Raw genomic sequence first — 23,774 nt, 5'->3', positions numbered from 1 at the left:
ACATCTCGGCGGGGACGTTATCCCGCTAGGCCGTCAATAGCTACCTTCGTCTACTCCGCGTCGGCGCCGACGCGCGTGGCGGGCGGCACAGCGACCTTCGCGGACGCGCTGATCTTGCCGGTCTTCTCGGCGCCCTGCGCCGCGACCGCGCCGCCGGACACGGCCGATCCGCCCTCGTCGGCATCCTGGTCGTCGGGCGACGCGGCGGCCGCGAGGACCGCGGCGGCGGCCAGCTCGGCCACCCGCTTGGCTTCCTTCTGCACCTGGCGGCGGACGTCGGTGGCGTGCCGCTCGGCCGCCTCGCTCGCCCGCTTCGCCTCGGCGCCGCGCTTCAGCTCGGCCTCGAGCGCCTTCTGCGCCTCGGCGACCCGCTTGCCGATCCGCTCGGACTCCTCCTCGCCGGAGCGCGCGCGTTCCTGCGCGGCGGCCACCCGGCTCTCCGCCTCGGCGACCTTGGCCTGCGCGGCCTCCAGCTCGTGGCGGGCCTTCGACGTCTTCTCCTGCTGTGCGGCGATCTCGTTGCGCACCGCGGTGGCCTGGTCGTCGGAGCGGCGAAGCACTTCCTCGGCGTACTTGTCGGCCTCGCTGCGCAGGTCGGCGCACTGCTTCTCGACCCCGCTGCGCATCTGGGCCAGCTCCTGCGCGACGGCCTGGCGCTTCTGCGCGAGTTCCTGCTCGGCGAGCGTGTGTCGCTCGTGGTGCTCGCGCGCGGCGGTGTTCCGCTGCGCGGCGATCTCCTGCTGCACCTTCTCGCGCTGCGCCTTGACCTCCTGCTGCACTTTCTCGCGCTGCGCCTTGATCTCCTGCTCGGCCTGGATGCGAGTGGACTGCACATAGCCGTCGGCCTCGGCACGCAGGCGGTGCGTCTCGTGGGCGGTGGAGTCGGCGAGCTGCTGCGCCTCGGCCCGCGCCCGGCTGCGGATCGCCTCGGCCTCGGCGCGGATCTGCTCGGCCGACTGGCGGCTGGCGATCAGTGCCTTCTCGGCGCTGGCGCGCTTGCTCGCGTCGGCTCGCTCCTCCTCGGCGCGGCGGGCGGCGAGCGCGATCTCGAAATCGCGGATGCCGTCGTGGGCGTGCGCCTCGGCCTCGGCCCGCACCCGCTCGGCCTCGGCCAGGCGGGCGGCGATGTCGTCGGTGGCCGACGACTTGATCGCCTCGGCCTGCTCCTCGGCCAGCGCCAGGATCTGCTCGACCCGGGGGCCGAGATGCCGGAACGAGACCTCGGCGCCGATCCCGTTCTGCCGGCGGGCCTGCCCGACCTCCTGCTGCAGCCGCTCGATCTGCGCGGCCATCGCCTGGATCTGCGAATAGGCCTGTTCGCGCTCGGATGCCAAGGCGGCAATCTCGTTCTCCGCGCGGGCGACGTACCGCTCGACCTGCTTCTTCTCGTAACCCCGCAGGGCCGTCTCGAAGCTGGGTTCGGTAGCCGCGTCTCCGCCGAGACCGAAGATTTCACCACCGTGCGACATGCTGTCCATCCTCACATACGCACCATGCCGGGTTGAACCGGTACACACCGATCCGTATCCGAAGTATGCGTCTAGTTGTGATTTGTCTGAGCCGCCTTGGGAAGCTTAAGGCTACGCGGCCAAAACGAGTCAGGCCGCACCGGAGACACTCCGGCACGGCCCGCTTCGATGTAGGACCGCCCTCGATCAACGGTTGCGCACCCTGGGTGCGCCCGCAACTGGAGCGGTCAGTGGTGTGCGACTCAGGAATTGCTCTTGGCAGCCACCGTCTTGTCCGGATCGAGCTTCGGCTGCTCCGGCGCCCGCTGCGCGGGCGGCTCCGGCTTGGCGGCTTGAGCGCCCTGATTCCCGCCCTGGTTCCCGCTTTGGTTGGCCTGGCCACCCTGGTTCGCCGGGCCGCTCTGACTCGCGGCGGCCGCGGCAGCGTCCGGCTTGGCCGGTCCGACGCCCGGTACGAGTCCGGAAAGGCCGGACAACATCTGCCCGAGCTGGTTGGTGACCGCGTCCTTCTGCCGGGTGAGATCCTCCACCTCGCGCCGGGCCGCCTGGGTGGTCAGCTCGGCCTCGGTGCGGGCGTCACTGAGCAGGCGCTGCGCCTCGGACCGGGCCTCGGTCACCGTCTTCTCGGCGAGCGCGCGGGCCTTCTCGATGGTCTCGGTCGCGTTGCGCTCCGACTCGACGCGGCGCTGCTCGGCGCGCTGCTCGATCTCCTTTGACCGGTCCTCGGCGGCGCGGGCGCGGCCCTCGGCCTCGGTGACCATCTTCTGCGTGGCGTTGACCTGCGCGGCGTGCCGCGCGGCCTCCTCGCTTTCGGCCTTCTCCCGGCGCTCGGCGATTTCCAGCGCCAGGGCCTGGAGGTCCTTGTCGCGCTTGTCGCGGGCGTCGGTGAGCAGCTTGGTCGCCTCGGCGCGCTTCTCCTCCGCCTCGCGGGAGGCCTTGGCGCGCAGCTGGGTGATCTCCCGCTCGGCGGTGGCGCGCAGCGACGCCACCTCACGCTCGACCGTGGACTTCAGCTCGGCGACCTCGTGCGCGGTGACCGTGCGCAGCTGCTTGGTCTCGCGGTCGGCGTCCGAGCGCAACGTGTCCGCCTCGCGGCGGGCCTGCACCCGGGCCTCGGCGGCCTCACGCTCGGCGTGCGTGCGCACCTGGCCGGCCTCGCGCTCGGCGGTCGCCTTCATCGCGGCGGCCTCGGCGCGGGCCTTGTCGGTGATCTCGCGTGCTTCGAGGCGGGCCGCGGAGAGGATGCCCTCCGACTCTCGCTTGGCCTCACTTCGGTGGTCGTTCGCCTGTTCCTCGGCCAGCCGCAGGATCTGCTCGACCCGGGTGCCCAGCCCGGAGAGCGTCGGCCGATTGTTCTCCTCCAGCAATTTGTTGCTGTCGGCAAGTTTCTGCTCGAGCGCGGCCAGCCGCTGCTCGGCCTGACGCAGCCGCCGCTGCGCGTCGTTCATCCGCTGCTCGGCCTCACCACGGGCCTGTTCGGACTGATTGAGCGCCGCCACGATCCGGCCCAGGTGCTGATCGACCTGGTGACGGTCGTACCCGCGAAGCACCACAGTGAAGTCAGTCTGGGAATTCGCGGTGTCGAAAAATGCCAAATTGGGATCCTGCTGCTGGGGCATTGGGCCATCCTGGCGAAGACACCCGGAGCATGCAAGACCGGACCGGCGTCATTAGCAACACCTAGATCACCTTTGAGCTGGCACTCAGCTCCGGGGGCGGCCGTTCGGCAGCTGCCAGGAGCCGGGCCGTCACCTGCTGTATCCGGGGTCCGGGTGATGATCGCCCCGAGCGCGCCGGCCGACGTCCTCGATCCTGCCAGCCGGCGCCCGGCACGTCAGGACGATTCACCCGCCAGGTGTACGGATCCGGCAGGCTCCACCAATTCGACCAAAACCCCACCGGCGTCCTTGGGGTGCACGAAGTTGATCCGCGAGCCGGCCGTGCCGCGTCTCGGGCTGTCGTAGAGAAGGCGCAGCCCGCGGGCGCGCAGCGCGTCCGACGCCGCCTCGACGTCGGCCACTGTGTACGCGAGCTGCTGCAGGCCGGGCCCGGATCGGTCGAGGAACTTGGCGATCGCCGAGTCGGGCCGCGCGGGCGCCAGCAATTGGATCCGGGGCCCGGAGCCGTCCCCGACCGCGAGCATGGCCTCGCGTACACCTTGGTCCTCGTTCGTCTCTTCGTGCACAGAGTGCATACCGAAGATCCGCCCGTAGAACTCCAGGGCGGCGTCCAGGTCCGGCACCGCGATGCCCACGTGGTCCACGCGGAGCAGGCCGACATCGGCAAATGTGACATTCTCATGTCCGGGGGAACTAGGTGGCGTCTGGCTCATCCCACTAGTCTTGCCTAAACGGCCGTTAAGGCTGTACCCGACCCCATCGCAGATCGGAATGACCCCGTGACCAGCTCGGTGATCGTGAGCGGCGCCCGCACCCCGATGGGCCGCCTGCTCGGCAACCTCAAGGACGTGCCGGCCACCAAGCTCGGCGGCCATGCCATCGAGGCCGCCCTGCAGCGCGGCGGCGTCCGCCCCGACCAGGTGCAGTATGTGATCATGGGCCAGGTCTTACAGGCCGGCACCGGGCAGATCACCGCTCGGCAGGCGGCGGTCGCGGCGGGCATCCCGATGACCGTCCCGGCGCTGACCGTCAACAAGGTGTGCCTGTCCGGGATGGACGCGATCGCGCTGGCCGACCAGTTGATCCGGGCCGGCGAGTTCGACATCGTGGTGGCCGGCGGCATGGAGTCGATGACCAACGCGCCGCACCTGCTGATGAACCAGCGCCGCGGCACCAAGTTCGGCGACGTGCCGGTGCGCGACCACATGGCGTTCGACGGCCTGGTCGACCCGTGGGACGGCATCTCCATGGGCGAGTCGACCGAGCGCAGCGGGGCCCACCTCGGCATCTCGCGCGCCGAGCAGGACGCGTTCGCCGCGCTCAGCCACCAGCGCGCCGCCGCGGCCCAGCGCGAGGGCCGGTTCGCCGCGGAGATCGCGCCGGTGACGGTGAAGGATCGCCTGATCGACACCGACGAGGGCGTGCGACCCGACGCGACCAAGGAGTCGCTGTCCACATTGCGCCCGGCGTTCGCGTCCGACGGCACGATCACCGCGGGCAGCTCGTCGCCGATCTCGGACGGCGCGGCCGCCGTCGTGGTGATGAGCCGCACCAAGGCCGAGGAGCTCGGTCTCACCTGGATCGCCGAGATCACCGCCCACGGCAACGTGGCCGGCCCCGACGCGTCGCTGCAGTCCCAGCCGGCCAACGCGATCCGGCACGCGCTGGGCAAGGCCGGCCTGGGCGTCGACGACCTCGACCTGATCGAGATGAACGAGGCCTTCGCGCAGGTGGTCATCCAGTCGATGCGCGAACTCAAGGTCGACGAGGAGATCGTCAACGTCAACGGCGGCGCGATCGCGCTCGGCCACCCGATCGGCATGTCCGGCGCGCGCCTGGTGCTGACCCTGGCGCTGGAGCTCAAGCGTCGCGGCGGCGGCGTCGGTGCGGCCGGTCTGTGCGGCGGTGGCGGCCAGGGCGACGCCCTGATCATCAAGGTGCCCGCCGCGTCGTGAGCCGGAGGTTCGACGTCGCGACCCTGGTCGCCAGGGCGCGTGAAGGCGACCCGCGATCGGTCGCGCGGCTGATCAGTCTGGTGGAGAACGGCGATCCGGCGCTGCCCGAGGTCGCCGCGGCCCTCGCGCCCTACGCCGGGCGCGCGCAGGTCGTCGGGCTGACCGGCTCGCCCGGGGTCGGCAAGTCCACCACCACCAACGAGCTGGTCAAACAGCTTCGTGGCGAGGGACATCGGGTCGGCGTGCTCGCGGTCGACCCGTCCAGCCCGTTCACCGGCGGCGCCATCCTCGGCGACCGGGTGCGGATGCAGGAGCACACCACCGACCCGGGCGTCTACATCCGGTCCATGTCCAGCCGGGGCCAGCTGGGCGGTCTGGCCGCGGCCACCCCGCAGGCCGTACGCGTCCTGGAGGGCGCCGGCTGCGACGTGATCCTGGTCGAGACCGTCGGCGTGGGCCAGGCCGAGGTGGAGATCGCGTCGCTGGCCGACACCACGCTGGTGCTGCTCGCCCCCGGGATGGGCGACGCGATCCAGGCGGTGAAGGCGGGGGTGCTGGAGATCGCCGACGTCTTCGTGATCAACAAGGCGGACCGGCCCGGCGCCGACGCGACCTACCGCGACATCCAGGGCATGCTCGGGCTCGGCGAGCGCGCGCCGGGCGACTGGCGTCCGCAGGTCGTGCGGGCCACGGCGGTCAAGGGCGAGGGCATCGACGACGTGGTGGCCGCGATCGGCAAGCACCGCGCCTGGCTCGGCACCGGTGACCATCTGCGGGCCCGACGCGAGCGCCGGGCCGCGGTCGAGGTCGAGGCGATCGCGCTGGGCACGCTGCGGGCGCGCATCGGCGACCTGCACGCCGGCACGGCGCTGACCACGCTCGCCGCGGCGGTCGCGGCCGGCGAGATCGACCCGTACGCGGCGGCCGACGAGCTGATCAAGGGCTTGTAGAGAACTCCGCGAGGGTCTGCTCGATCATCGCGCGGTCCCACGTCAGGGTGCCGTCGGCGAGATCCCGCACGACCCCGCGGAGCCACTCGATCTCGGCGGTCAGCATCGCCGCGCGGTACTCGTCCTCGATCAGGAACAGCCGGGGAAGGCCGGGCGGCGCCTGTTCGCGGATGGCCGCGAGCCTCCGGGCCTGCGCCGTGATCCGCTCGGTGAGCAGCTCGCGCACCCGTGCCGGGGCCAGCACCGCGACGAACGCGAGCGCGGCCGGGAACTCGGGGAACTCGCGGGCCGGCGCGGGCAGCATGCCGGTGAGCCAGCGGTGCATGGTGTCCGTGCCGGACTCGGTGATCTCGTAGATCGTGCGCTCCGGGCGGCCCGCCTCGCGCGTGGTGCTCGCCGGGCGCGCCAGCCCGTCCCGCACCAGGCGCTCGAGCGCCTGGTAGACGCTGTTGCGCTGGGCCACGTTGACCAGTACGTGGCGCTACGGGAGGCGGCGGTCGCCCGCGGGATTCCGATCTCCTACGACAAGCGGGTGCGCGATCTCCGGACGGTGCCGGACGGGGTCGAGGCGACGTTTGGGGACGGCTCCAGGGCGTACGGGGAATTGCTGGTGGGAGCCGATGGCATCCGGTCGCGTACGCGGGAGATCCTGAATCCGGACGGCCCGGCGCCGAGCTATCTGGGGTTGCTCAACGCGGGCGGCTTCACCGCCGGGCCGATCGAGGCCGACCTGGACCGTACGCCCGGACTGGTGCACATGACGTTCGGCCGGCACGCGTTCTTCGGCTGGAGCATGGCGCCGGACGGTTCGGTCTGGTGGTTCGCGAACCCGCCTCGCAAGGAACCGCTGCGCGGTGGGGAGTTCACCGAGGCCACCTGGCGGGCGCACCTGCTCGGCCTGTTCGCCGGGGACGCGACGCCGGGCGCCGCGATCATCCGGGCCACGCCCGAGGTGCTCGGCCCGTGGAACACCGACGACCTGCCCCGGGTGCCGGTCTGGCAGCGCGACCGGGTGGTGCTGCTCGGGGACGCCGCGCACGCCGTCTCGCCGTCCTCCGGCCAGGGCGCGTCGATGGCCATCGAAGACGCGGTCACGCTGGGCCGGTGCCCCGATCTGGCCGACTACGAGCGGCAGCGTCGCCGGCGCGTGGAGAAGGTGGTGGCGTTCGGCCGGCGCAACAGCCGCACCAAGACCGCCGGGCCGGTGGGCGCGGCGATCCGCGACTCGCTGACCCCGCTGATCATGAAGTTGCTCTACCGCAACGGCGACCCGGCTCGATGGATCCTGGAGCACCGCCTCTGAACTTCTCAGGTCGCCCCGGCGGGCGCCGATCTTCGCGGACAGCGTCCCGACCGCTCCGGTCGTGGCGGACGAGGGGATGGGGTGACCATGGCGCGACGCGATCCGTTGCTCGGCGCGCTCGTCCTGGTCGCCGCGCTGCTTCCGCCGTTGTTCGGGCTGTTCGGCGGTGGGGACGACCGGGGACCGGCGATGACCGTGTTCTGGCTGGCGATGAGTGCGATCCACGGGTCGTACGCGCTCCTCACCCGGCGGATCGCGGCCCTGCTCGTCGGCGACGACCCGCTGCTGCGCGGCGGCCGCCGGCTGTGGCGCCTGATCTCGGTGGCCGCCCTCGTGTGGACCGTCGGTGATCTCTCCCAGGTCGCCTACGCGCTGGGCAGCCCCGGCGACCGGGCGATCGTGATGGGCACGCCGTTCTTCATGGCCTGCATGCTGGGCGGGATGGCACTCGCGCTGACCGGTGCGCTCACCTTCCCCGGCGGCACCCGCGCCGGCCTGCGCATGGACGTGGCCACCGTGATGGCCGCGGCGATCACGGCCGGCTGTCTGCTGATCGAACTCCCGCCCGGCCCGCACAACTCGAGCTGGGTGCTCACCCTGATCGTCACGTTGCTGGTGGCGCCCGGCGTCTTCCTGCTCGCGGCGTTCGCCGTCCTGCGGATCACGCTCACCAGCCGGCACCCGGTAACGCTGGCCGCGGCGGTTTTGAACGGCCTGGCCACGCTGCTGCAGGCGTTGATGCAGGCGGTGCCGCTGCCCGTCTACCTGAACCCGCGCAGTGGGGCGTGGCTGCTGGCCGGCACCCTGCTCGCGAACATGTTGCTGCTGATCGGCGGCCGGGTGCAGCACCAGGCCGACACCGTACGCTTCCGGCGGCGCTCCGAACGGCCGTACAGCCTCCTCCCGTACGCGGCGATGGCCGTCACCTGGATCGCCGGGGTGGGGATGCTGGTCGCCGAGGGCCTGACGTGGCGGTCGTGGCTGGTCATCGCCGGCAGCATGGTGACCACGGGTCTGGTGGTGGCGCGGCAGGCGGTGGCGTTCCGGCACATCGCGGTGCTGCTCGGCGAGCGCGACGAACTCGCCGCGAAACTGACCGAGCAGGCGTTCCACGACGCGCTGACCGGTTTGGCGAACCGCGCGTTGTTCATGCGCGAGCTGACCGAGACGCTGTCCCGTACCGAGGTCACCGTGTTCCTCATCGACCTGGACGAGTTCAAGCCGGTGAACGACCGGTTCGGACACGCCACCGGCGACCGCCTGCTGATCGAGGTCGGCCGCCGCCTCCGCCGCTGCGTCCGCGCCGGCGACGTGGTGGCCCGCCTGGGCGGCGACGAGTTCGCGGTCCTGATGACCGACCTGGACCCGGCCCGCCGCGCCGAGGTGGAGGCGGCCCTGACGGCCGAGCTGACCGGCCTGGTGACGCTCGCCGACGTGCGGGTGCCGCTGCGCGCGAGCATCGGCACCGCAACCGGCCGCCTCGACCCGGACTCGCTGCTGCACGAGGCGGACATGGCCATGTACGCGGTGAAGAACGCCGGCCGGCCGTTTCAGGCGAACAGCGCCGCGTAGCGGTCGAGGTAGAGCGGCCAGCCCTCGTCGTGGGCGACGCCGTCGCGGACCGACTCCCAGCCCGGGCCGTGCCGGTCGAGGTGGCGATGCTCCAGATCGACGCGGGTGCGCTCCGGGCTCTCGGCGGGTGAAGGTCACCTCGACCTCGCTGGTGCGCTCCGGATCCGACTCGACCTGCCAGGTCGGCCCGATGTCCCAGGAGAACACCACGCGGTACGGCGGCTCATGTCGAGCTGCCTGACATATACGTTATTTCCGGGCAGCGTCGGCTCGCTGTCTCTCTCGGCGCGAGTGGCGGGCCGACGCCATGCCTGACATATCCGGTATTTCCGGGCAGCATCGGCTCGCTGTCTCTCTGGGCGCGAGTGGCGGGCCGTCGCCGTGCCTGACATATCCGGTATCTTCGGCCAGCCATCGCCCGTTGCCTCGGTGTGCGGGCGATGCCCGAGGGGGACCCCGCCCGCGCTCGCACCGAGGACCTTGCGGGGCACCCGCTTTGGGAAGGCTGGCCAGCGGCTGTACCCGACATATCCGTTATTCCCGGCTAGTCGGCGGCCGGCCGCTGCCGCGGCGCCCGGGCGCTGGCCGAGACTGTGTCTGGGGGAGCGGCGCGGGTCATGTCGGGCCCGCCTCGCTGATCGTGCCAAGTCGACGCCGCCCCACTGATCGTGCCAAGTCGACGCCGCCTCGCTGATCGTGTCGAGGCTGCCTCGCTGATCGTGCTATGTCGAGGCCGCCCCGCTGATCGTGTCAAGTCGAGGCCGCCCCGCTGATCGTGGATCGCCTCAAGGTCGCCCGACATATCCGTTATTTCCGGGCGGCCTTGGGTCCCTGGGTGTGAGCGGCGGGCGGTCGGGCCCTCGCGACGCGGTGGGCGTGTACCGCTGCCGGCCGGTGCCTCGGCGGGCGAGCGGCGGGCCGACGGTCGTGTCCACATTCCGGGAAGAGTGCCCGCCAGCCGGGATGAGCGACCACATCGTGAACTGAGGTCCAGTTAGTGGGATTTTCGTCTATTGTGGAGGGAGTTTTTGTCCTCGAATGAGGCTTTTATCCGCCAACTTCCAGCCGTCGAATGCGAACCTTGGAAAGTTATGGCTCGTATGTGGGCGTAACTCTCCAAGGTCGCAATATTTCCCACGCGACCGGGCTGCGTGACCCAGAGCCAGACCCGAGGTAGCGGCGCAACCAGCGGCGCCCGGCGTTTTGGGGTCGCCGATTTGCGGCTTTGGCTACGGGGCGCGACCGTCGGGTCGGAGTGACGGGCGGCAGTTGGCGCGGGTGTCGCGGGGGCCGCCGTGGCTATTGACCGCGACCGCTGGCCTGCCGTGACGGGCGGCAGTTGGCGTGGGGCTCGCGAGGCCGCCGTGGCTAGCGGGCGCAACCGTCGGGTTGGAGTGACAGGCGGCAGTTGGGGTGGGGTCGCGGGGCCGCCGCGGCTACCGGGCGCGACCGTCGGATTGGGGTCACCGGCGGCAGTTGGCGTGGGGACCGGGGCCGCCTTGGCTACCGGGCGCGACCGGTGGTCTGACGCGACGGGCGGCAGTGGGCGTTGGGTCGCGCAGCCCGCCATTGCTAGCCGGCGCAACCCAGGCGGCCGTCGTCGGCGGGCTGTGCGGAAGCGGACATATGGCGTGCCGGCTGTGTCTCGCGGTGGAACTGGGCCGATCCTCCTTAGCGATCGTTCAGGATTTGCCCTTAGGATGGCGGCATGGAATCAGCCGACATCGCCGCCGGCCGGGAGCGCTGGCAGCGGCGCTACGATGCCGCGCGCAAGCGGGACGCCGACTTCACCACGCTCTCGGGCGAACCCGTCGAACCGGTGTATGGGCCGCCCGACGACGCGAGCTATCCGGGGTTCGAGCGGATCGGCTGGCCGGGCGAGTTTCCGTACACGCGGGGGCTCTATCCCACCGGCTATCGCGGCCGCACCTGGACGATCCGGCAGTTCGCCGGGTTTGGGAACGCGCAGCAGACCAACGCGCGGTACAAGATGATTTTGGACGCGGGCGGGGGCGGGCTCAGCGTCGCGTTCGACATGCCGACGCTGATGGGGCGCGACTCGGACGACGCGCAGTCGCTCGGCGAGGTGGGGCACTGCGGGGTCGCGATCGACTCGGCCGCCGACATGGACGTGCTGTTCGACGGCATTCCGCTGCAGGACGTCACCACCAGCATGACCATCTCCGGGCCGGCCGTGCCGATCTTCGTGATGTACCTGGTGGCGGCCGAGCGGCAAGGGGCCGACCTCAGCAAGCTCGACGGCACGCTGCAGACCGACATCTTCAAGGAGTACATCGCGCAGAAGGAGTGGCTGTTCGCGCCCGAGCCGCACCTGCGGTTGATCGGCGACCTGATGGAGTACTGCGCGCGGGAGATCCCCAAGTACAAGCCACTGTCCGTCAGCGGCTACCACATTCGCGAGGCCGGGTCGACCGCCGCGCAGGAACTGGCGTACACGCTGGCTGACGGTTTTGGTTATGTCGAGCTGGGGCTGAGCCGAGGGCTGGACGTCAACCAGTTCGCGCCGGGGCTGAGCTTCTTCTTCGACGCGCACATCGACTTCTTCGAGGAGATCGCGAAGTTCCGGGCGGCCCGCCGTATCTGGGCCCGGCACCTGCGCGACGACTACGGCGCGACCAGCGAGAAGGCGCTGTGGCTGAAGTTCCACACGCAGACCGCCGGGGTCTCGCTCACCGCGCAGCAGCCGGTCAACAACGTGGTCCGCACCGCGGTCGAGGCGCTGGCCGCCGTGCTGGGCGGGACGAACTCGCTGCACACCAACGCGCTGGACGAGACGCTGGCACTGCCCACCGACGAGTCGGCCGAGATCGCCCTGCGCACGCAGCAGGTGCTGATGGAGGAGACCGGCGTGGTGAACGTGGCCGACCCGCTCGGCGGTTCGTGGTATCTGGAGGCGCTCACCGACCGCATCGAGGCCGAGGCCGAAGAGATCTTCAGCCGCATCCGGGCGCTGGGGCACGACGGCTCGCTGACGGCGGGCATCCTGCGCGGCATCGAGGACGGCTGGTTCACCGCGAACATCGCCGAGGCCGCGTTCGTCTACCAGCAGGCCCTCGAAAAGGACGAGAAGCGGATCGTCGGCGTCAACGCGCACCTTCGTACGGTGGCGAAGGAACTGGAAATTCTCCGTGTCTCGCACGAGGTCGAGCTGGTGCAGCGGCGCGAGCTTACCGCTCGCCGAGCTTCCCGCGATTCCGTACGCGTGAAGGCCGCCCTGGACAACCTGGTGGCCGTGGCCCGCACCGAGGAGAACATGATCCCGGCGATGCTCGAAGCCGCCCGCGCCGAGGCGACCTTGGGCGAGATCTGCGAGGCGTTGAAGGGGGAGTGGGGCATCTACCGCGAACCGGCACGTTTCTGAGGTTCGCAAACGACCGCAAAAGGGGCGGTCCGTGAGGGGAACCCGCATGGACACGTATCGGCGCCGGGTATCGCCATGACGTGGGGTTGTGACGTCTGATATCAGCCGCGCCGCGGCGCGGCGAACCGCGTAGTCAGCGTGCGAAACTAGGTAACCATGAGCGACCCACGGACCACCCCGTCGATCTTCACCCGCGGCGCGGTCGATCTCAGCGCGCTGCGCGCACCCGCCGCGTCCCCGGCGCCGGCCCGCCCGGACCAGGGCCAGGCCCCAGTCGGCAGCACCCCGAGCGGCGCGGCGCAGAACGCCGGCGCGCCGGGTGCGCTGCCTGGTGGGCTGCCCGGCGGCGCCGAGACGATCATCGACGTCACCGAGGCCAACTTCCAGTCGGCCGTTCTCGAGCGTTCCCTGTCCACCCCGGTCATCCTCGACTTCTGGGCCGACTGGTGTGAGCCGTGCAAGCAGCTCTCGCCGATCCTGGACCGTCTCGCCGAGGAGGGCGGCGGCTCCTGGGTGCTGGGCCGGGTCGATGTGGACTCCAACCCCCGTCTCGCCCAGGCGCTGCGCGTGCAGGGCATCCCGATGGTGGTCGCGGTGGTCGGCGGCCAGCTCGTCGAGGGCTTCACCGGCGTGCTCCCCGAGTCGCAGGTCCGGCAGTACGTGGACGCCGTGCTCAAGGCCGGCGGCGTCGCCGTGGCCACCCCGGAGGATCCGCGTCTCGACGCCGCCGACGACGCGCTGATGACCGGCGACCTGGAGGCGGCCGAGGCGGCGTATCGGAAGATCCTCGCCGAGTCGCCCGCCGACGCCGCCGCGGAGTCCGGTCTCGCGCAGGTCGAGCTCTACCGGCGGGTCTCCGGCGTGGACCCGTCCGGCGCGCTCGCCAAGGCCACCGCCAACCCCGAGGACATCGGCGCCCAGTCGCTCGCCGCCGACGTCGAGGTGCTCAGCGGGCAGGCTCCGGAGGCGTACGACCGGTTGATCGCTCTTGTCAAACGCACCTCCGGCGAGGAGCGTGACACCGTCCGGAAGCATCTGCTGTCGCTGTTCAGCATCGCCGGTCCGGACGACCCCGCGGTGGCCGGCGCACGACGCGCCCTGGCCAGCGCCCTCTTCTAGGAGGGGAGACGCTCCGTGCGCCGCATCGCCGTCCTCGACGCACCGTCCAATCTCGGTCTGCGCCCGCCGACCGTGACCTCGGTGCCAGGCTGCGCCAAGGCGCCCGGAGCACTTCGTGACCAGGGGTTACTCACCAAGCTCGACGCCCGGGACGCCGGTTGCCTGACCCCGCCGCGGTACGACCCGGGCGACTGGCGGCCCGGGGACGGGGTGGCGCACGCGCGGCAGATCGCGTCGTATTCCAAGGCGCTGGCCGACCGGATCGGCGCGATCCTGGACGCCGGCGAGTTCCCGGTGATCCTCGGCGGGGACTGCTCGATCCTGCTCGGGTCGGGCCTGGCCATGCACCGGCTCGGCGAGACCGTCGGCGGCCGGATCGGGCTGGTCTTCGTCGACGGTCACTCCGACTTCCGGCATCCCGGCAACGCGTCCTATGTGGGTGCCGCCGCGGGCGAGGATCTGGCGTTGGTCACCGGCCGTGGGCAGGCCGATCTGGCGGCGATCGAGAGCCGCCGGCCCTACTTCCGCGACGTCGACGTGGTGGTCATGGGGATCCGCGCGCAGGACGAGTACCGGCTGGACCTGCAGGCCGCGGGCATCGTGACCAGGCCGGTGCCGGCGTTGCGGGCCGAGGGTGCCGCGCGCAGCGCCCAGTGGGCCCAGGACCAACTGACCGACTGTGTCGGGTATTGGGTGCACGTGGACGTCGACGTGCTTGACCCGGCGGTGATGCCGGCGGTGGACGCGCCGTCGCCCGGCGGGATCGCGTTCCCCGAGCTGGAGCTGCTGCTGGCCGGACTGGTCGAGTCGCCGCACTGCCTCGGGGTGGAGCTGACCGTCTTCGACCCGGATTACGACGACGACGGCGAGTACGCCGCGGAGATCACGTCGGCGGTGGTCGCGGGCCTGGCGAACGCTCATACGGTGACGCCGCGGCCGGATCTCGTGGCGGCCCGCGCCGACCTGAACGACGACGAGAGCCGCCGTCAGCGCCGGGCCGAGGCGGCCGCGGAGAGTGTGACGCTGGCGGCCGAGGGTGCGTCCGAGGGGTTGGCGACGGACGAGGTCGCCGTTCCGGCTACGACGATCATGGGCGTCGAGGTGGGCGACGAGGTGCCGGCCGTCGACGGGGAGACCGCGGAGTTCCCGCCCGACGACGAAATGGGTGCCGCGGATCGCTGGGCCGAGGCGGAGGATCCGGAGCCGGGCGAGCGGTGGACCGAGGCGGGGAGCGCGGACGAGGCCGAGCGCGCGGAACGCTGGAGCGAGGCGGCGGGCACCGACGAGGCCGAGCCCGCGGAGCGCTGGGCGGACGATTCCGCCGCGGACGGGCCGGAGGCCACCGAAGCGGAGCAGCCCGCCGATTCGAACGGCGATGGGCCGAACGGGAACGGCGCGTCCGGCGATGGTCCGAGCGACGGCGGCGCGACCGACGAGGGGTCCGGCGGCGACGAGCCGGGCGGGTTTGCCCGGCGGCCCCTCGGATCGGCGCCGCTGCTCGATTCCGAGCCGCTGCCCGCCACCCGGCCGGGCATGCTGCGTCCACGCGCCCCCGAGGAGCCGCGCCCGCACGGCTTCTCCCTGCCGGCCCAACGGCCGGCGTTCGACGTCGGCTCCGGCGAGCCGGCCGACATCGCCTGAGCCGAGCGGGCCGGCCCAGCCCGAGCCGGCTCAGGCCGGGGCGGCCCAACGCGAGCCGGCTCAGACCGGGCGGCCCGGCCCTACTTGTGCAACGCGGTCAAGAACCGGTTGATCGCCGGCACGGCCGCCTCGGCGCCCGCGCCGCCCTTCTGGATCATGCAGGCGAAGGCCACGTCGCCCTGGTAGCCGATGAACCAGGAGTGGGTGTCCTCCGAGCTGTCCGAGAACTCCGCCGTGCCGGTCTTGCCGTACACCGGGCCGCCCGGCGTATTGCGCAGGCCGGTGCCCGTCCCCGAGGTGACCACCTCGCGCATCATCGTGCGCAGCGACGAAAGCGCCGCCGCGTCCAGCTTGTCGCCGTCGGGGGCGGGCTTCGCCGGGGCCGGGTCGAGCACCAGGCGCGGCTGCTTGAACTGGCCCCGGGCGACCGACGCCGCCACGTCCGCCATCGCGATCGGGCTCACCACCGTCTGGCCCTGCCCGAACGCCGCCGCGGCCAGCTCGGTCGGGCTGTTCGCCGGGGAGATCTTGCCGCTGAACGCCTCGATGCCCAGGTCCCACGGGGTGCCCAGGCCCAGGGCGGAGGCCGCGCTGTGCAAGCCGTCGGCACCCAGCTTCGGGGCCAGCCCGACGAAGGCCGTGTTGCAGGACTTGGAGAAGTCGGTGTGGAACTCGACCTGGCCGAACACCTCGCCGTCCGAGTTCTTGAAGTCGCGCCCGTTCACGTTCGCCGTCTTCGGGCACGGCACCACCGTGTCCTCGGTGACCGACTTCTTGCTGAGCAGCCCGTACGCGGAAACGGTCTTGAAGGTGGACCCGGGTGGCACCTGGCCGGTGAGCGCCGTGTCGACCGTCCCGCCGTTCGGCCCGTTGGCCACCGCCAGCACCGAGCCGTTACTGATCTTGATGGCGACCAGGGAGCTGGCCTGGGTGACCGGCGCGAGTGCCTGGTCGGCCGCGTTCTGCGTCTTCACGTCCAGCGACGTCTTGATCGGCTTTCCGGCCACCGGCTTGGTGCTGAACACCTGGGTGTCGGTGTTGTCGCCGTTCGCGGAGACCTGCTCGATCACCACGGACTGACCGGCCGTGCCGCGCAGCTGCTGGTCGTACCGCCCCTGGAGGCCGCCGTGCCCGACCGTGTCGCCGCGCCCGATGGTCTGCGGGTTCTTCTGGATGTCTTCGGCGGTGGCCTCGTCGGCGGTGCCGAGCAAGGCGCGGGCGAAGTTCCGGGTGGGTGCCAGGTCGTGCTGCTCGTCGCGGAAGACGGTGCCGGTCAGCGCGTGCAGGTCATCTCGGATCTTGTCGTAGTCGGTCTGCCGCAGCGTGATCAGCTCGACGAAGGCGCCCTTGTCGGCGTCGTCGACCCGGTTCTTGAGGTCGGACAGGTCGAGCGTGACCCCGATCTTCTGGAAGGCCGCCACCAGGCCGGACTGCAGTTTCGGCAGGTCCTCGATGGCCTGCGGCTCGACCCCGATCACCGTCACCGGCCGCTTGACCACGAGCGGCTGCCCGGCCGAATCCTGAATGCTGGCCCGGCTCGACGCGACCCGGCGTAGCCGTAGCTTCTGGCCGGTGGTCAGGTCGCTCTGCAGGATCGCCGGCTCCCAGACCACGCGCCAGTCGTCGCTGCCCTGTTTGGTGGAGCGCACGGTGCTCTGGTACGACCAGGGGATCCCGCCGGGCAGCGTCCAGTCCAGCTTGATCGGCGTGGTGGCGTTGTCCCCGGTCACCTTCGCGTCGCCGGCCACACTCAGCGTCAGCGGCTGCTTGGCCAGGTCACCCGAGAGGTCGTGCAGCTGGGTGACCACGTCGGCGGCCGCGATCTTGCTGCCATCGGCGCCGACGAATCCCACCTTGCTGAGGTCGCCGCTGCGCCACCCCGCCAGGAAGGCCTTGACGGTGTCGTCCGGGGCGTCCTTGGTACACCCGGCCAGACCACCGCCGGCCAGGGCGAGCACGGCAATTGTTGCGGCCGCGCGGAAGCCGGTGCGGTGTCGTGCGAGGCGCATGAGCCTCCCCTTCCTGGGGTAGCGGACTCACGAGACGGTAATAAACCAAGACACGTCCCGTGGACCCGTGCGGCGTGAGTTGCGTCAAACTCTCGCCCGGCGGGAGCGATTTGATGCGCCCTACCCCCGGAGTTCTAGGCTGTGGGTGGACACGTTCGAACCCACAGTGTCGTGGGTGAGGGGAGCACCAGGTCATGCCGGTCGCCGATGAGGCAGCGACGGAACCCGACGATGAAATCGACCTCACACAAGGTCCCGGTCTCGCCCTGACCGGCCGGCTCGGCACCTCCGCGGAGGACGGTGAGCTGGACGAGCCGTTGCCGAACGGGGAGCGCCTGGTCGCGCACGCGGTCGAGATCGCGGGTGCTGATCATCAGATCGCGTGCCTGGTGGGGCGCTTCTGGCGGTTCGCGCCGGACGAGGAGCTGGTCGGGCTCACCGCGCAGGAGATGTACGACGCGGCGGTGGAGCATCGCGAGCTCGCCACCGTCCGGTTGCCCGGCGAGCTGAAACTGGCCATCACCGAGCCGCGCGGCTCGCAGGGCCACACCATCGTCCAGATCGTCACCGACGACATGCCGTTCCTGGTCGACTCGGTGATCGCCCTGCTCACCGCGCATCAGCTCCAGGTGCATCTGATGGTGCACCCGTTGATCGTGGTGCGCCGCGAACCGCTCGGCGCGCTCGGCGAGATGTGCGCGGACGTGGAGCCCGACGACGCGATCGAGGGCGACATCGTGGAGAGCTGGATCCGGATCGAGGTCGATCCGGTGCGCAAGCCCGAGGCGCGCGCCCAGCTGCTCAACGAGGTGCGCCGGGTGCTGACCGACGTCCGCGAGGCGGTGGAGGACTGGCCGCGGATGCGCCAGCGGGCCGTCGTGATCGCCGACGAGCTGGCCACCGCGCGGGGCTCGGACGCCAAGCTCCCGGTCCCGGACAAGGACGTCACCGACTCGATCGAGCTGCTCAAGTGGCTCGCCCACGACCACTTCACCTTCTTGGGCTACCGCGAGTACCGCCTGCGCGACGACGTGCTGCACGCCGTGCCGGGCACCGGGCTGGGCATTCTGCGCGGCGAGTCGACGCCGCGAGCGCTGTCCTCGATGAGCCCCGAGGCGTCGCAGCGGGCCCTGGAGAAGCGCCTGCTGGTCATCACGAAGGCGAACTCGCGCGCCACCGTGCACCGCTCGGCATACCTGGACTACATCGGCGTGAAGGTCTTCGACGACCACGGCGAGGTGATCGGGGAACGCCGCTTCCTGGGACTGTTCTCCAGCTCGGCCTATCGTACGAGCGTACGGGAACTGCCGGTGGTGAAGCGCAAGGTGACCGAGGTGCTGGACCGCTCGGGGTTGTCGCCGCGCGGGCACTCCGGCAAGGACCTGCTGCAGATCCTCGAGACGTACCCGCGGGACGAGCTTTTCCAGATCAAGACCGATGACCTGTACGAGGCGGTGATCGGTGTCCTGCGCATGGCCGGGCGCCGCCAGCTGCGGTTGTTCCTGCGCCGCGACGGGTACGGCCGGTTCATCTCCTGCCTGATCTACCTGCCGCGCGACCGGTTCACCACCGGCAACCGGCTGCGCATGCAGGAGATCCTGCTGCGCGAGCTGAACGGCGTCGGCGTCGACTACACGACCCGGGTCACCGAGCGGATGCTCGCCCGGGTGCACTTCATCGTGCGCACCGACCCGTCCGACCCGCCGGGCCAGGTGGACCCGAACGAGCTGGCCGAGATGCTGGCCGACGCGACCCGCATGTGGGACGACGACTTCTCCCTGGTCCTGGAGCGCAAGCTGGGCGAGGAACCGGCCCGCGAGCTCTTCGCGAGGTACGCGACGGCCTACCCGGACAGCTACAAGGACGGTCACACGCCGTACGAGGGAATGCAGGATCTTGCCAAGCTCGAGCTGCTCGAGGAGGCGGGTCAGCTGGAGATGCACCTGTACCGCAAGCGGCACCCGGGCAAGGACGGCACGCCCGAACCGGACGATCACGACATCCGGTTCAAGGTCTACCGGTACGGCGAGCCGATGCTGCTGTCCGCGGTGCTCCCGGTGCTGCACTCGCTGGGCGTGCAGGTGGTCGACGAACGGCCGTACGAGATCCGGCGCAGCGACGGCACGATCTACCTGTACGACTTCGGCCTGCGCCCACCGGCGTCGCACCGCGACCTGTCCGAGGTGCGTCCGCAGGTGGAGAACGCGTTCGCGGCGGCGTGGCGGGGCGAGGCCGAGGTGGACGGGTTCAACGAGCTCGTGCTGCGCTGCGGGCTCACCTGGCGTCAGCTGGTGGTGTTACGGGCGTACGCGAAATATCAGCGGCAGGCCGGCACCGTCTTCACTCAGCGGTACATGGAATCGACGTTCATCGCGTACCCGGAGATCGCTCGGCTTCTCGTGCGGTTGTTTGAGACGCGTTTCTCGCCGGGGCTGGAGGTCAGCACGGGCGAGCGCACCCGACTCGCCGACGAGCTGACCGACCGGATCACCGAGCTGCTCGACGGGGTGGACAGCCTCGACCAGGACCGGATCCTGCGGTCGTACCTGACACTGATCCGGGCGACGCTGCGCACCAGCTTCTTCCAGCGTGGCCTGGACGGCCGGCCGAAGTCCTATGTGGCCTTCAAGCTCGACCCGCAGTCGATCCCGGAGTTGCCGCAACCCCGGCCCAAGTACGAGATGTTCGTGTACTCGCCGCGCTTCGAGGGCGTGCACCTGCGCTTCGGCGACGTGGCGCGCGGCGGGCTGCGCTGGTCCGACCGCCGGGAGGATTTCCGCACCGAGGTCCTGGGCCTGGTCAAGGCGCAGATGGTGAAGAACGCGGTGATCGTGCCGGTGGGCGCGAAGGGCGGCTTCGTGCTCAAGCAGAAGCCGGGCGACCGGGACGAGGCGGTGGACTGCTACAAGCTGTTCATCACCGCGCTGCTGGACGTCACCGACAACATCCTCAGCGGCAAGATCGTGCCGCCGCGGGACGTGATCCGGCACGACGGCGACGACCCGTACCTGGTGGTCGCGGCCGACAAGGGCACCGCCACGTTCAGCGACATCGCGAACGCGATCTCGGTGAAGAAGGAGTTCTGGCTGGGCGACGCGTTCGCCAGCGGCGGCTCCGCCGGGTACGACCACAAGAAGATGGGCATCACCGCGCGCGGTGCGTGGGAATCGGTCAAGAAGCACTTCCGCGACCTCGGCCACGACACCCAGACTGAAGACTTCACCGTCGTCGGCGTCGGTGACATGTCCGGCGACGTCTTCGGCAACGGGATGCTGCTGTCCGAGCACATCCGGCTGGTGGCGGCGTTCGACCATCGGCACATTTTTCTGGACCCGTCGCCGGATGCCGCTCGCTCCTACGTGGAGCGCCGGCGCCTGTTCGAGCTGCCGCGATCGTCGTGGGCCGATTACGACAAATCCCTCATTTCCGCCGGGGGCGGGATTTTTCCGCGCACGGCTAAATCGATCCCGGTGACCCAAGAGGTCCGCGAAGCGCTCGAACTCGGCGACGCCAAGACGGTCAGCCCGGTCGAGCTGATGCGGGCGATCCTGCGGGCGCCGGTCGACCTGCTGTTCAACGGTGGCATCGGCACGTACGTGAAAGCGTCCTCGGAGTCGCACGCCGACGTCGGCGACAAGACCAACGACGCGATCCGGATCAACGGCTCCCAGTTACGCGTCCGGGTCGTCGGCGAGGGCGGCAACCTCGGGCTCACCCAGCGCGGCCGGATCGAGTTCGCCCGCGCCGGCGGCCGCATCTACACCGACTTCATCGACAACACGGCCGGGGTGGACTGCTCCGACCACGAGGTCAACATCAAGATCCTGCTGGGCGGGGCGGTCGCGGACGGCGAGATGACGCTGCCCGAGCGCGACGAGCTGCTGGCCACGATGACCGACGAGGTGGCGGCGCACGTCCTGCGGGACAACTACGAGCAGGCGTTCGCGCTGAGCAACGCGCGCGCGCAGGCGCACTCGTTGCTGCCGGTGCACCGCCGGATGCTGACGTCGCTGGAGGAGAGCGGGCAGCTCAACCGCGAGCTGGAGGGACTGCCGGGCGACGCCGAGCTGGCGGCCCGTTCCGAGGCGGGCGACGGGCTCACCGCTCCGGAGTTCGCGGTCCTCATGGCGTACGTGAAGATCCGCTGGGAGACCGAGGTCCTCGCCGACGAACTGGTCGACGAGGCCTGGACCAACGAGGTGCTGGCCAACTACTTCCCGGCGCCGCTGCGCGAGCGGTGCGGCGGGCGGATGGCCGGTCACCGCCTGCGCCGCGAGATCATCAGCACCGCCCTGGTCAACGAGGTGGTCAACCGGGGCGGCACGTCGTTCGTCTTCCGGGCCATGGAGGAGAGCGGGGCCTCGGCGGCGGACGTGATCCGGGCGTACGTGGTGATCCGCGAGGTGTTCGGCCTGCGCGAGATCTGGGCCGACGCGGAGGCGCTCGACAACCAGGTGCCCACGGCGGCGCAGACGCTGGTCTTCCTGGAGTCGCGGCGGCTGCTCGACCGGGCGGTGCGCTGGCTGGCGTCCAACCGCCGGTCGCCGATCGACGTGGCCTCCGAGATCGCGAAGCTGCGTCCGGGCGTACGCGAACTGCTCCCGAAGCTGCCGTCGGTGCTGATCGGCATCGAGCGGCGGTCGATGGACGAGCACGTCGCGACGATCGTGGACAAGGGCGTGCCGGTGCGCCTCGCCGAGCAGGTGACCTGGGCCAATTACGGGTTCGGGCTGCTCGACGTGCTCGAGGTGGGCGCGTCGGTGGACCGGCCGATCGCCGAGGTCGCGCAGGTCTACTTCGTCATGTCCGAGCGGTTCCATATCGACCAGCTGCTGTCGCTGATCTCCCGGCTGCCGCGCGACGACCGGTGGCAGACGCTGGCCCGGATGGCGTTGCGCTACGACCTGTACGCGGCGCTGGCCGCGCTCACCGCCGAGGTGCTGAACTCGACGCCGTCCACGAACGCGGCCGACGACCGGGTCTCCGAGTGGGAACGCAAGAACGCGGCGTCGATCGCGCGAGCTTCGAACGCGATGGGCGACGTCTCGCAGACGCCGGCCGAGCTGGCGGCATTATCGGTGCTGCTGCGGCAGATACGCACGCTGGTCAAGACGTCCGCGGCGGTGTGAGTGACGGGGAGTCGCGGCGACGCGGCTCCCCGGTTCGCGGTGTTCGTGTCGGGGCGGCGGCTCGCGAACGCAGTGTGAGCCGGGCTGCGGCGGATCGCTCCCGTAATCCGTCATGCCGCCGCCCGGCTCACTGTCGCGGTGACTCGACCGGTCCCGTGGGCCGAGCGTTCCGCGACGTTCCCCAGATCCACCTGCGGGCATGACGCTACGTGCTGGCCCGCTGCCGCCGGAAGCTCTGCGTGGTCGAAATGGCCGTTCGGTCAGACGGTTGGGAGCGATGAGTCCGGATTTATTCGGACACTAAACTATATATCGCAGAGTGACGCTACTGAGCGTGATGAAGCTTCATCTGTACGGTGAGTGATCAGTCGTCCCGGCGCACGGAATCGATCAAGGCCAGGACCTGGCGCAACGCCGGCTTGAGCACCGGAATCCGGGACAGCCGCACCAGCCGGTCGATCAACGGGACCACGCCGTCGATGAGCCGCCGGGTGCGGCGCTGCCCGGGCGACTTGTCGTGCACCCAGAACAGGATCACGCCCATCCACGCCAGCCACAGCAGCTCCGGCAGCTCTTTCTGCAGGTCGCGGTCGAGCTTGACGTTCGAACCCTCGATCACCTCGCGGAACAGCCCGATCGCCGACTCGCGCGACGGCGACGACTCCCGCGAGAAGGGGCTCATCGGCGAGCTCGGCTCGGCCGCCGTCTTGAAGAACGTCGCCGCGAACGCGTGATAGGGCCCGTTGACGTCGATCCCCGCGTGCAGCACACCCTTGAGCCGGGCGGCGAACTCTTTCTCCCCGCCCAGGACGCCCTCGGCGGCCGCCCGATGCGCCAATTGCACCCGGTCGTAGAACCCCTGAATCAGGTGTTCCTTCGAATCGAAGTAGTAATACGCGTTCCCGACCGCGACCCCGGCCTCCTTGGCGATGGCCCGCATGGTCGTCTCGGTGTACCCGCGCTCGCGAAACAGCCGCAGCGCCGTCTCCAGGATCAGCTGCCGCGTCTGCTCCCCACGCTGCCGGCGCGGCTTGTCCTCCCCGGCGGCGGGCGCGTCGGGCTCAGCGGTGGGCGCGTCGGGCTCAGCGGTGGGCGCGTCGGGCTCAGCGGTGGGCTCGTCGGGTTCCGTGGCAGCGATCCTCACATGCGTCACCGTAGTCCGCCACCGCCTCACGGCACGCCGGCCTCCGATGCGGGCCCCGACCCGGCCACCCCCGTAGATGGCCGGGTCCGGACGTTTCCCTCGCAGCCGCTTATCGCCGCCTTGAACGCGTTCAACGTCGCACCGTCGAGAGTAGAGGGAGCATTGAACGCGTTCAACCGATGTGACGAAAGCGACAAAACCCAAAGTCAAGAGCACGCTGTCGTAGCGGGGTGGGTGGTGCGGACCGCTGCTCCCGCCGAGGGCCGAGCATGGGCGCGGGGCGCCCAGAACACTCGGCGACGTGCGTGAGCGGTAACGCCCAGAACAGCCCACCACGCCGCCGCCGGGGCGTGCGGAGTTGCCCCGCCGCGGCCGCCGTTGGTGTGCACGCCGGGGCGGGTGTGGGGAGCTGGGCGAGTAGGTCCTAAGCCGAGTCAGTGGCCGTAGCCGAGTCGGTGGCTGTAGCGGGAGTTGGTGGCTGT

At 70.7% G+C, this 23,774-nt stretch carries 14 protein-coding genes; 8 read left to right on the top strand and 6 right to left on the bottom strand.

Features of this window, described 5'->3' with window-relative positions:
• Window positions 1–50 precede the first annotated feature (50 nt).
• From HH310_RS33015 to mce, 3 genes are all read right to left on the bottom strand, one after another.
• The gene (locus tag HH310_RS33015) at window positions 51–1,469 is read right to left on the bottom strand and encodes a Laminin subunit beta-1 (RefSeq protein WP_169179642.1); all 1,419 of its coding nucleotides are present in this window, start codon (window positions 1,467–1,469) and stop codon (window positions 51–53) included.
• Between the two features lie 242 nt (window positions 1,470–1,711).
• On the bottom strand, window positions 1,712–3,088 hold the full coding sequence (locus tag HH310_RS33010; protein WP_169179641.1) for a DivIVA domain-containing protein: 1,377 nt from the start codon (window positions 3,086–3,088) through the stop codon (window positions 1,712–1,714).
• A gap of 215 nt (window positions 3,089–3,303) precedes the next feature.
• On the bottom strand, window positions 3,304–3,801 hold the full coding sequence (mce, locus tag HH310_RS33005; RefSeq protein ID WP_169179640.1) for a methylmalonyl-CoA epimerase: 498 nt from the start codon (window positions 3,799–3,801) through the stop codon (window positions 3,304–3,306).
• 66 nt (window positions 3,802–3,867) lie between these two features.
• Here mce and HH310_RS33000 point away from each other — a divergent pair, with 66 nt between their 5' ends.
• A complete protein-coding gene (locus tag HH310_RS33000) occupies window positions 3,868–5,043 on the top strand; it encodes an acetyl-CoA C-acetyltransferase (RefSeq protein ID WP_169179639.1) in 1,176 nt (391 codons plus the stop codon).
• Window positions 5,040–5,993: a methylmalonyl Co-A mutase-associated GTPase MeaB gene (gene meaB / locus HH310_RS32995; protein WP_169179638.1), complete on the top strand. Its 954-nt coding sequence runs from the start codon at window positions 5,040–5,042 to the stop codon at window positions 5,991–5,993. Before HH310_RS33000 ends, meaB begins: the two co-directional genes overlap by 4 nt.
• Here the strand turns inward: meaB and HH310_RS32990 are convergent.
• Complete coding sequence (locus tag HH310_RS32990; RefSeq protein ID WP_312034482.1) at window positions 5,980–6,456, bottom strand: PadR family transcriptional regulator; 477 nt, start codon at window positions 6,454–6,456, stop codon at window positions 5,980–5,982. The two genes, meaB and HH310_RS32990, sit on opposite strands and share 14 nt — an antisense overlap.
• 12 nt (window positions 6,457–6,468) lie before the next feature.
• Here HH310_RS32990 and HH310_RS32985 point away from each other — a divergent pair, with 12 nt between their 5' ends.
• The 5 genes from HH310_RS32985 (at window position 6,469) to HH310_RS32960 (ending at window position 15,010) form a co-directional block, all read left to right on the top strand.
• Complete coding sequence (locus tag HH310_RS32985; RefSeq protein WP_312034481.1) at window positions 6,469–7,296, top strand: NAD(P)/FAD-dependent oxidoreductase; 828 nt, start codon at window positions 6,469–6,471, stop codon at window positions 7,294–7,296.
• 87 nt (window positions 7,297–7,383) lie between these two features.
• Window positions 7,384–8,868 carry a GGDEF domain-containing protein gene (locus HH310_RS32980; RefSeq protein WP_169179637.1) on the top strand — a complete coding sequence of 495 codons (1,485 nt, stop codon included), beginning with the start codon at window positions 7,384–7,386 and terminating at the stop codon, window positions 8,866–8,868.
• Between the two features lie 1,708 nt (window positions 8,869–10,576).
• Window positions 10,577–12,250, top strand: coding sequence for a methylmalonyl-CoA mutase (locus tag HH310_RS32970; RefSeq protein WP_169179636.1), 1,674 nt, complete (start codon window positions 10,577–10,579; stop codon window positions 12,248–12,250).
• Window positions 12,251–12,406: 156 nt separating this feature from the next.
• Window positions 12,407–13,369, top strand: a complete 963-nt coding sequence (locus HH310_RS32965) for a tetratricopeptide repeat protein (RefSeq protein ID WP_169179635.1) — start codon at window positions 12,407–12,409, stop codon at window positions 13,367–13,369.
• Between the two features lie 15 nt (window positions 13,370–13,384).
• Window positions 13,385–15,010, top strand: coding sequence for an arginase family protein (locus tag HH310_RS32960; RefSeq protein WP_169179634.1), 1,626 nt, complete (start codon window positions 13,385–13,387; stop codon window positions 15,008–15,010).
• Window positions 15,011–15,090: 80 nt separating this feature from the next.
• Here HH310_RS32960 and HH310_RS32955 read toward each other — a convergent pair whose 3' ends face one another.
• Window positions 15,091–17,019 carry a penicillin-binding transpeptidase domain-containing protein gene (locus HH310_RS32955; protein ID WP_169179633.1) on the bottom strand — a complete coding sequence of 643 codons (1,929 nt, stop codon included), beginning with the start codon at window positions 17,017–17,019 and terminating at the stop codon, window positions 15,091–15,093.
• A 194-nt stretch (window positions 17,020–17,213) separates the two neighbouring features.
• Between HH310_RS32955 and HH310_RS32950 the strand changes: the two genes are divergently transcribed.
• Window positions 17,214–22,148, top strand: a complete 4,935-nt coding sequence (locus HH310_RS32950) for an NAD-glutamate dehydrogenase (protein ID WP_169179632.1) — start codon at window positions 17,214–17,216, stop codon at window positions 22,146–22,148.
• Between the two features lie 364 nt (window positions 22,149–22,512).
• Here the strand turns inward: HH310_RS32950 and HH310_RS32945 are convergent, their stop codons facing one another.
• Window positions 22,513–23,292 carry a TetR family transcriptional regulator gene (locus HH310_RS32945; protein ID WP_312034480.1) on the bottom strand — a complete coding sequence of 260 codons (780 nt, stop codon included), beginning with the start codon at window positions 23,290–23,292 and terminating at the stop codon, window positions 22,513–22,515.
• Between the last annotated feature and the right edge of the window lie 482 nt (window positions 23,293–23,774).

It is taken from the genome of Actinoplanes sp. TBRC 11911 (assembly GCF_012933445.1).
Classification (GTDB): Bacteria; Actinomycetota; Actinomycetes; order Mycobacteriales; family Micromonosporaceae; genus Actinoplanes.
Note: the sequence above shows the minus strand (reverse complement) of the source record. Positions and strands in the feature narration are given on the sequence as shown.

Bases quoted from the DNA above. Each gene is read 5' to 3' on its own strand.
- HH310_RS33015 (WP_169179642.1), bottom strand. From the start codon at position 1,469: ATGTCGCACGGTGGTGAAATCTTCGGTCTCGGCGGAGACGCGGCTACC.
- HH310_RS33010 (WP_169179641.1), bottom strand. From the start codon at position 3,088: ATGCCCCAGCAGCAGGATCCCAATTTGGCATTTTTCGACACCGCGAAT.
- mce (WP_169179640.1), bottom strand. From the start codon at position 3,801: ATGAGCCAGACGCCACCTAGTTCCCCCGGACATGAGAATGTCACATTT.
- HH310_RS32980 (WP_169179637.1), top strand. From the start codon at position 7,384: ATGGCGCGACGCGATCCGTTGCTCGGCGCGCTCGTCCTGGTCGCCGCG.
- HH310_RS32970 (WP_169179636.1), top strand. From the start codon at position 10,577: ATGGAATCAGCCGACATCGCCGCCGGCCGGGAGCGCTGGCAGCGGCGC.
- HH310_RS32965 (WP_169179635.1), top strand. From the start codon at position 12,407: ATGAGCGACCCACGGACCACCCCGTCGATCTTCACCCGCGGCGCGGTC.
- HH310_RS32955 (WP_169179633.1), bottom strand. From the start codon at position 17,019: ATGCGCCTCGCACGACACCGCACCGGCTTCCGCGCGGCCGCAACAATT.
- HH310_RS32950 (WP_169179632.1), top strand. From the start codon at position 17,214: ATGCCGGTCGCCGATGAGGCAGCGACGGAACCCGACGATGAAATCGAC.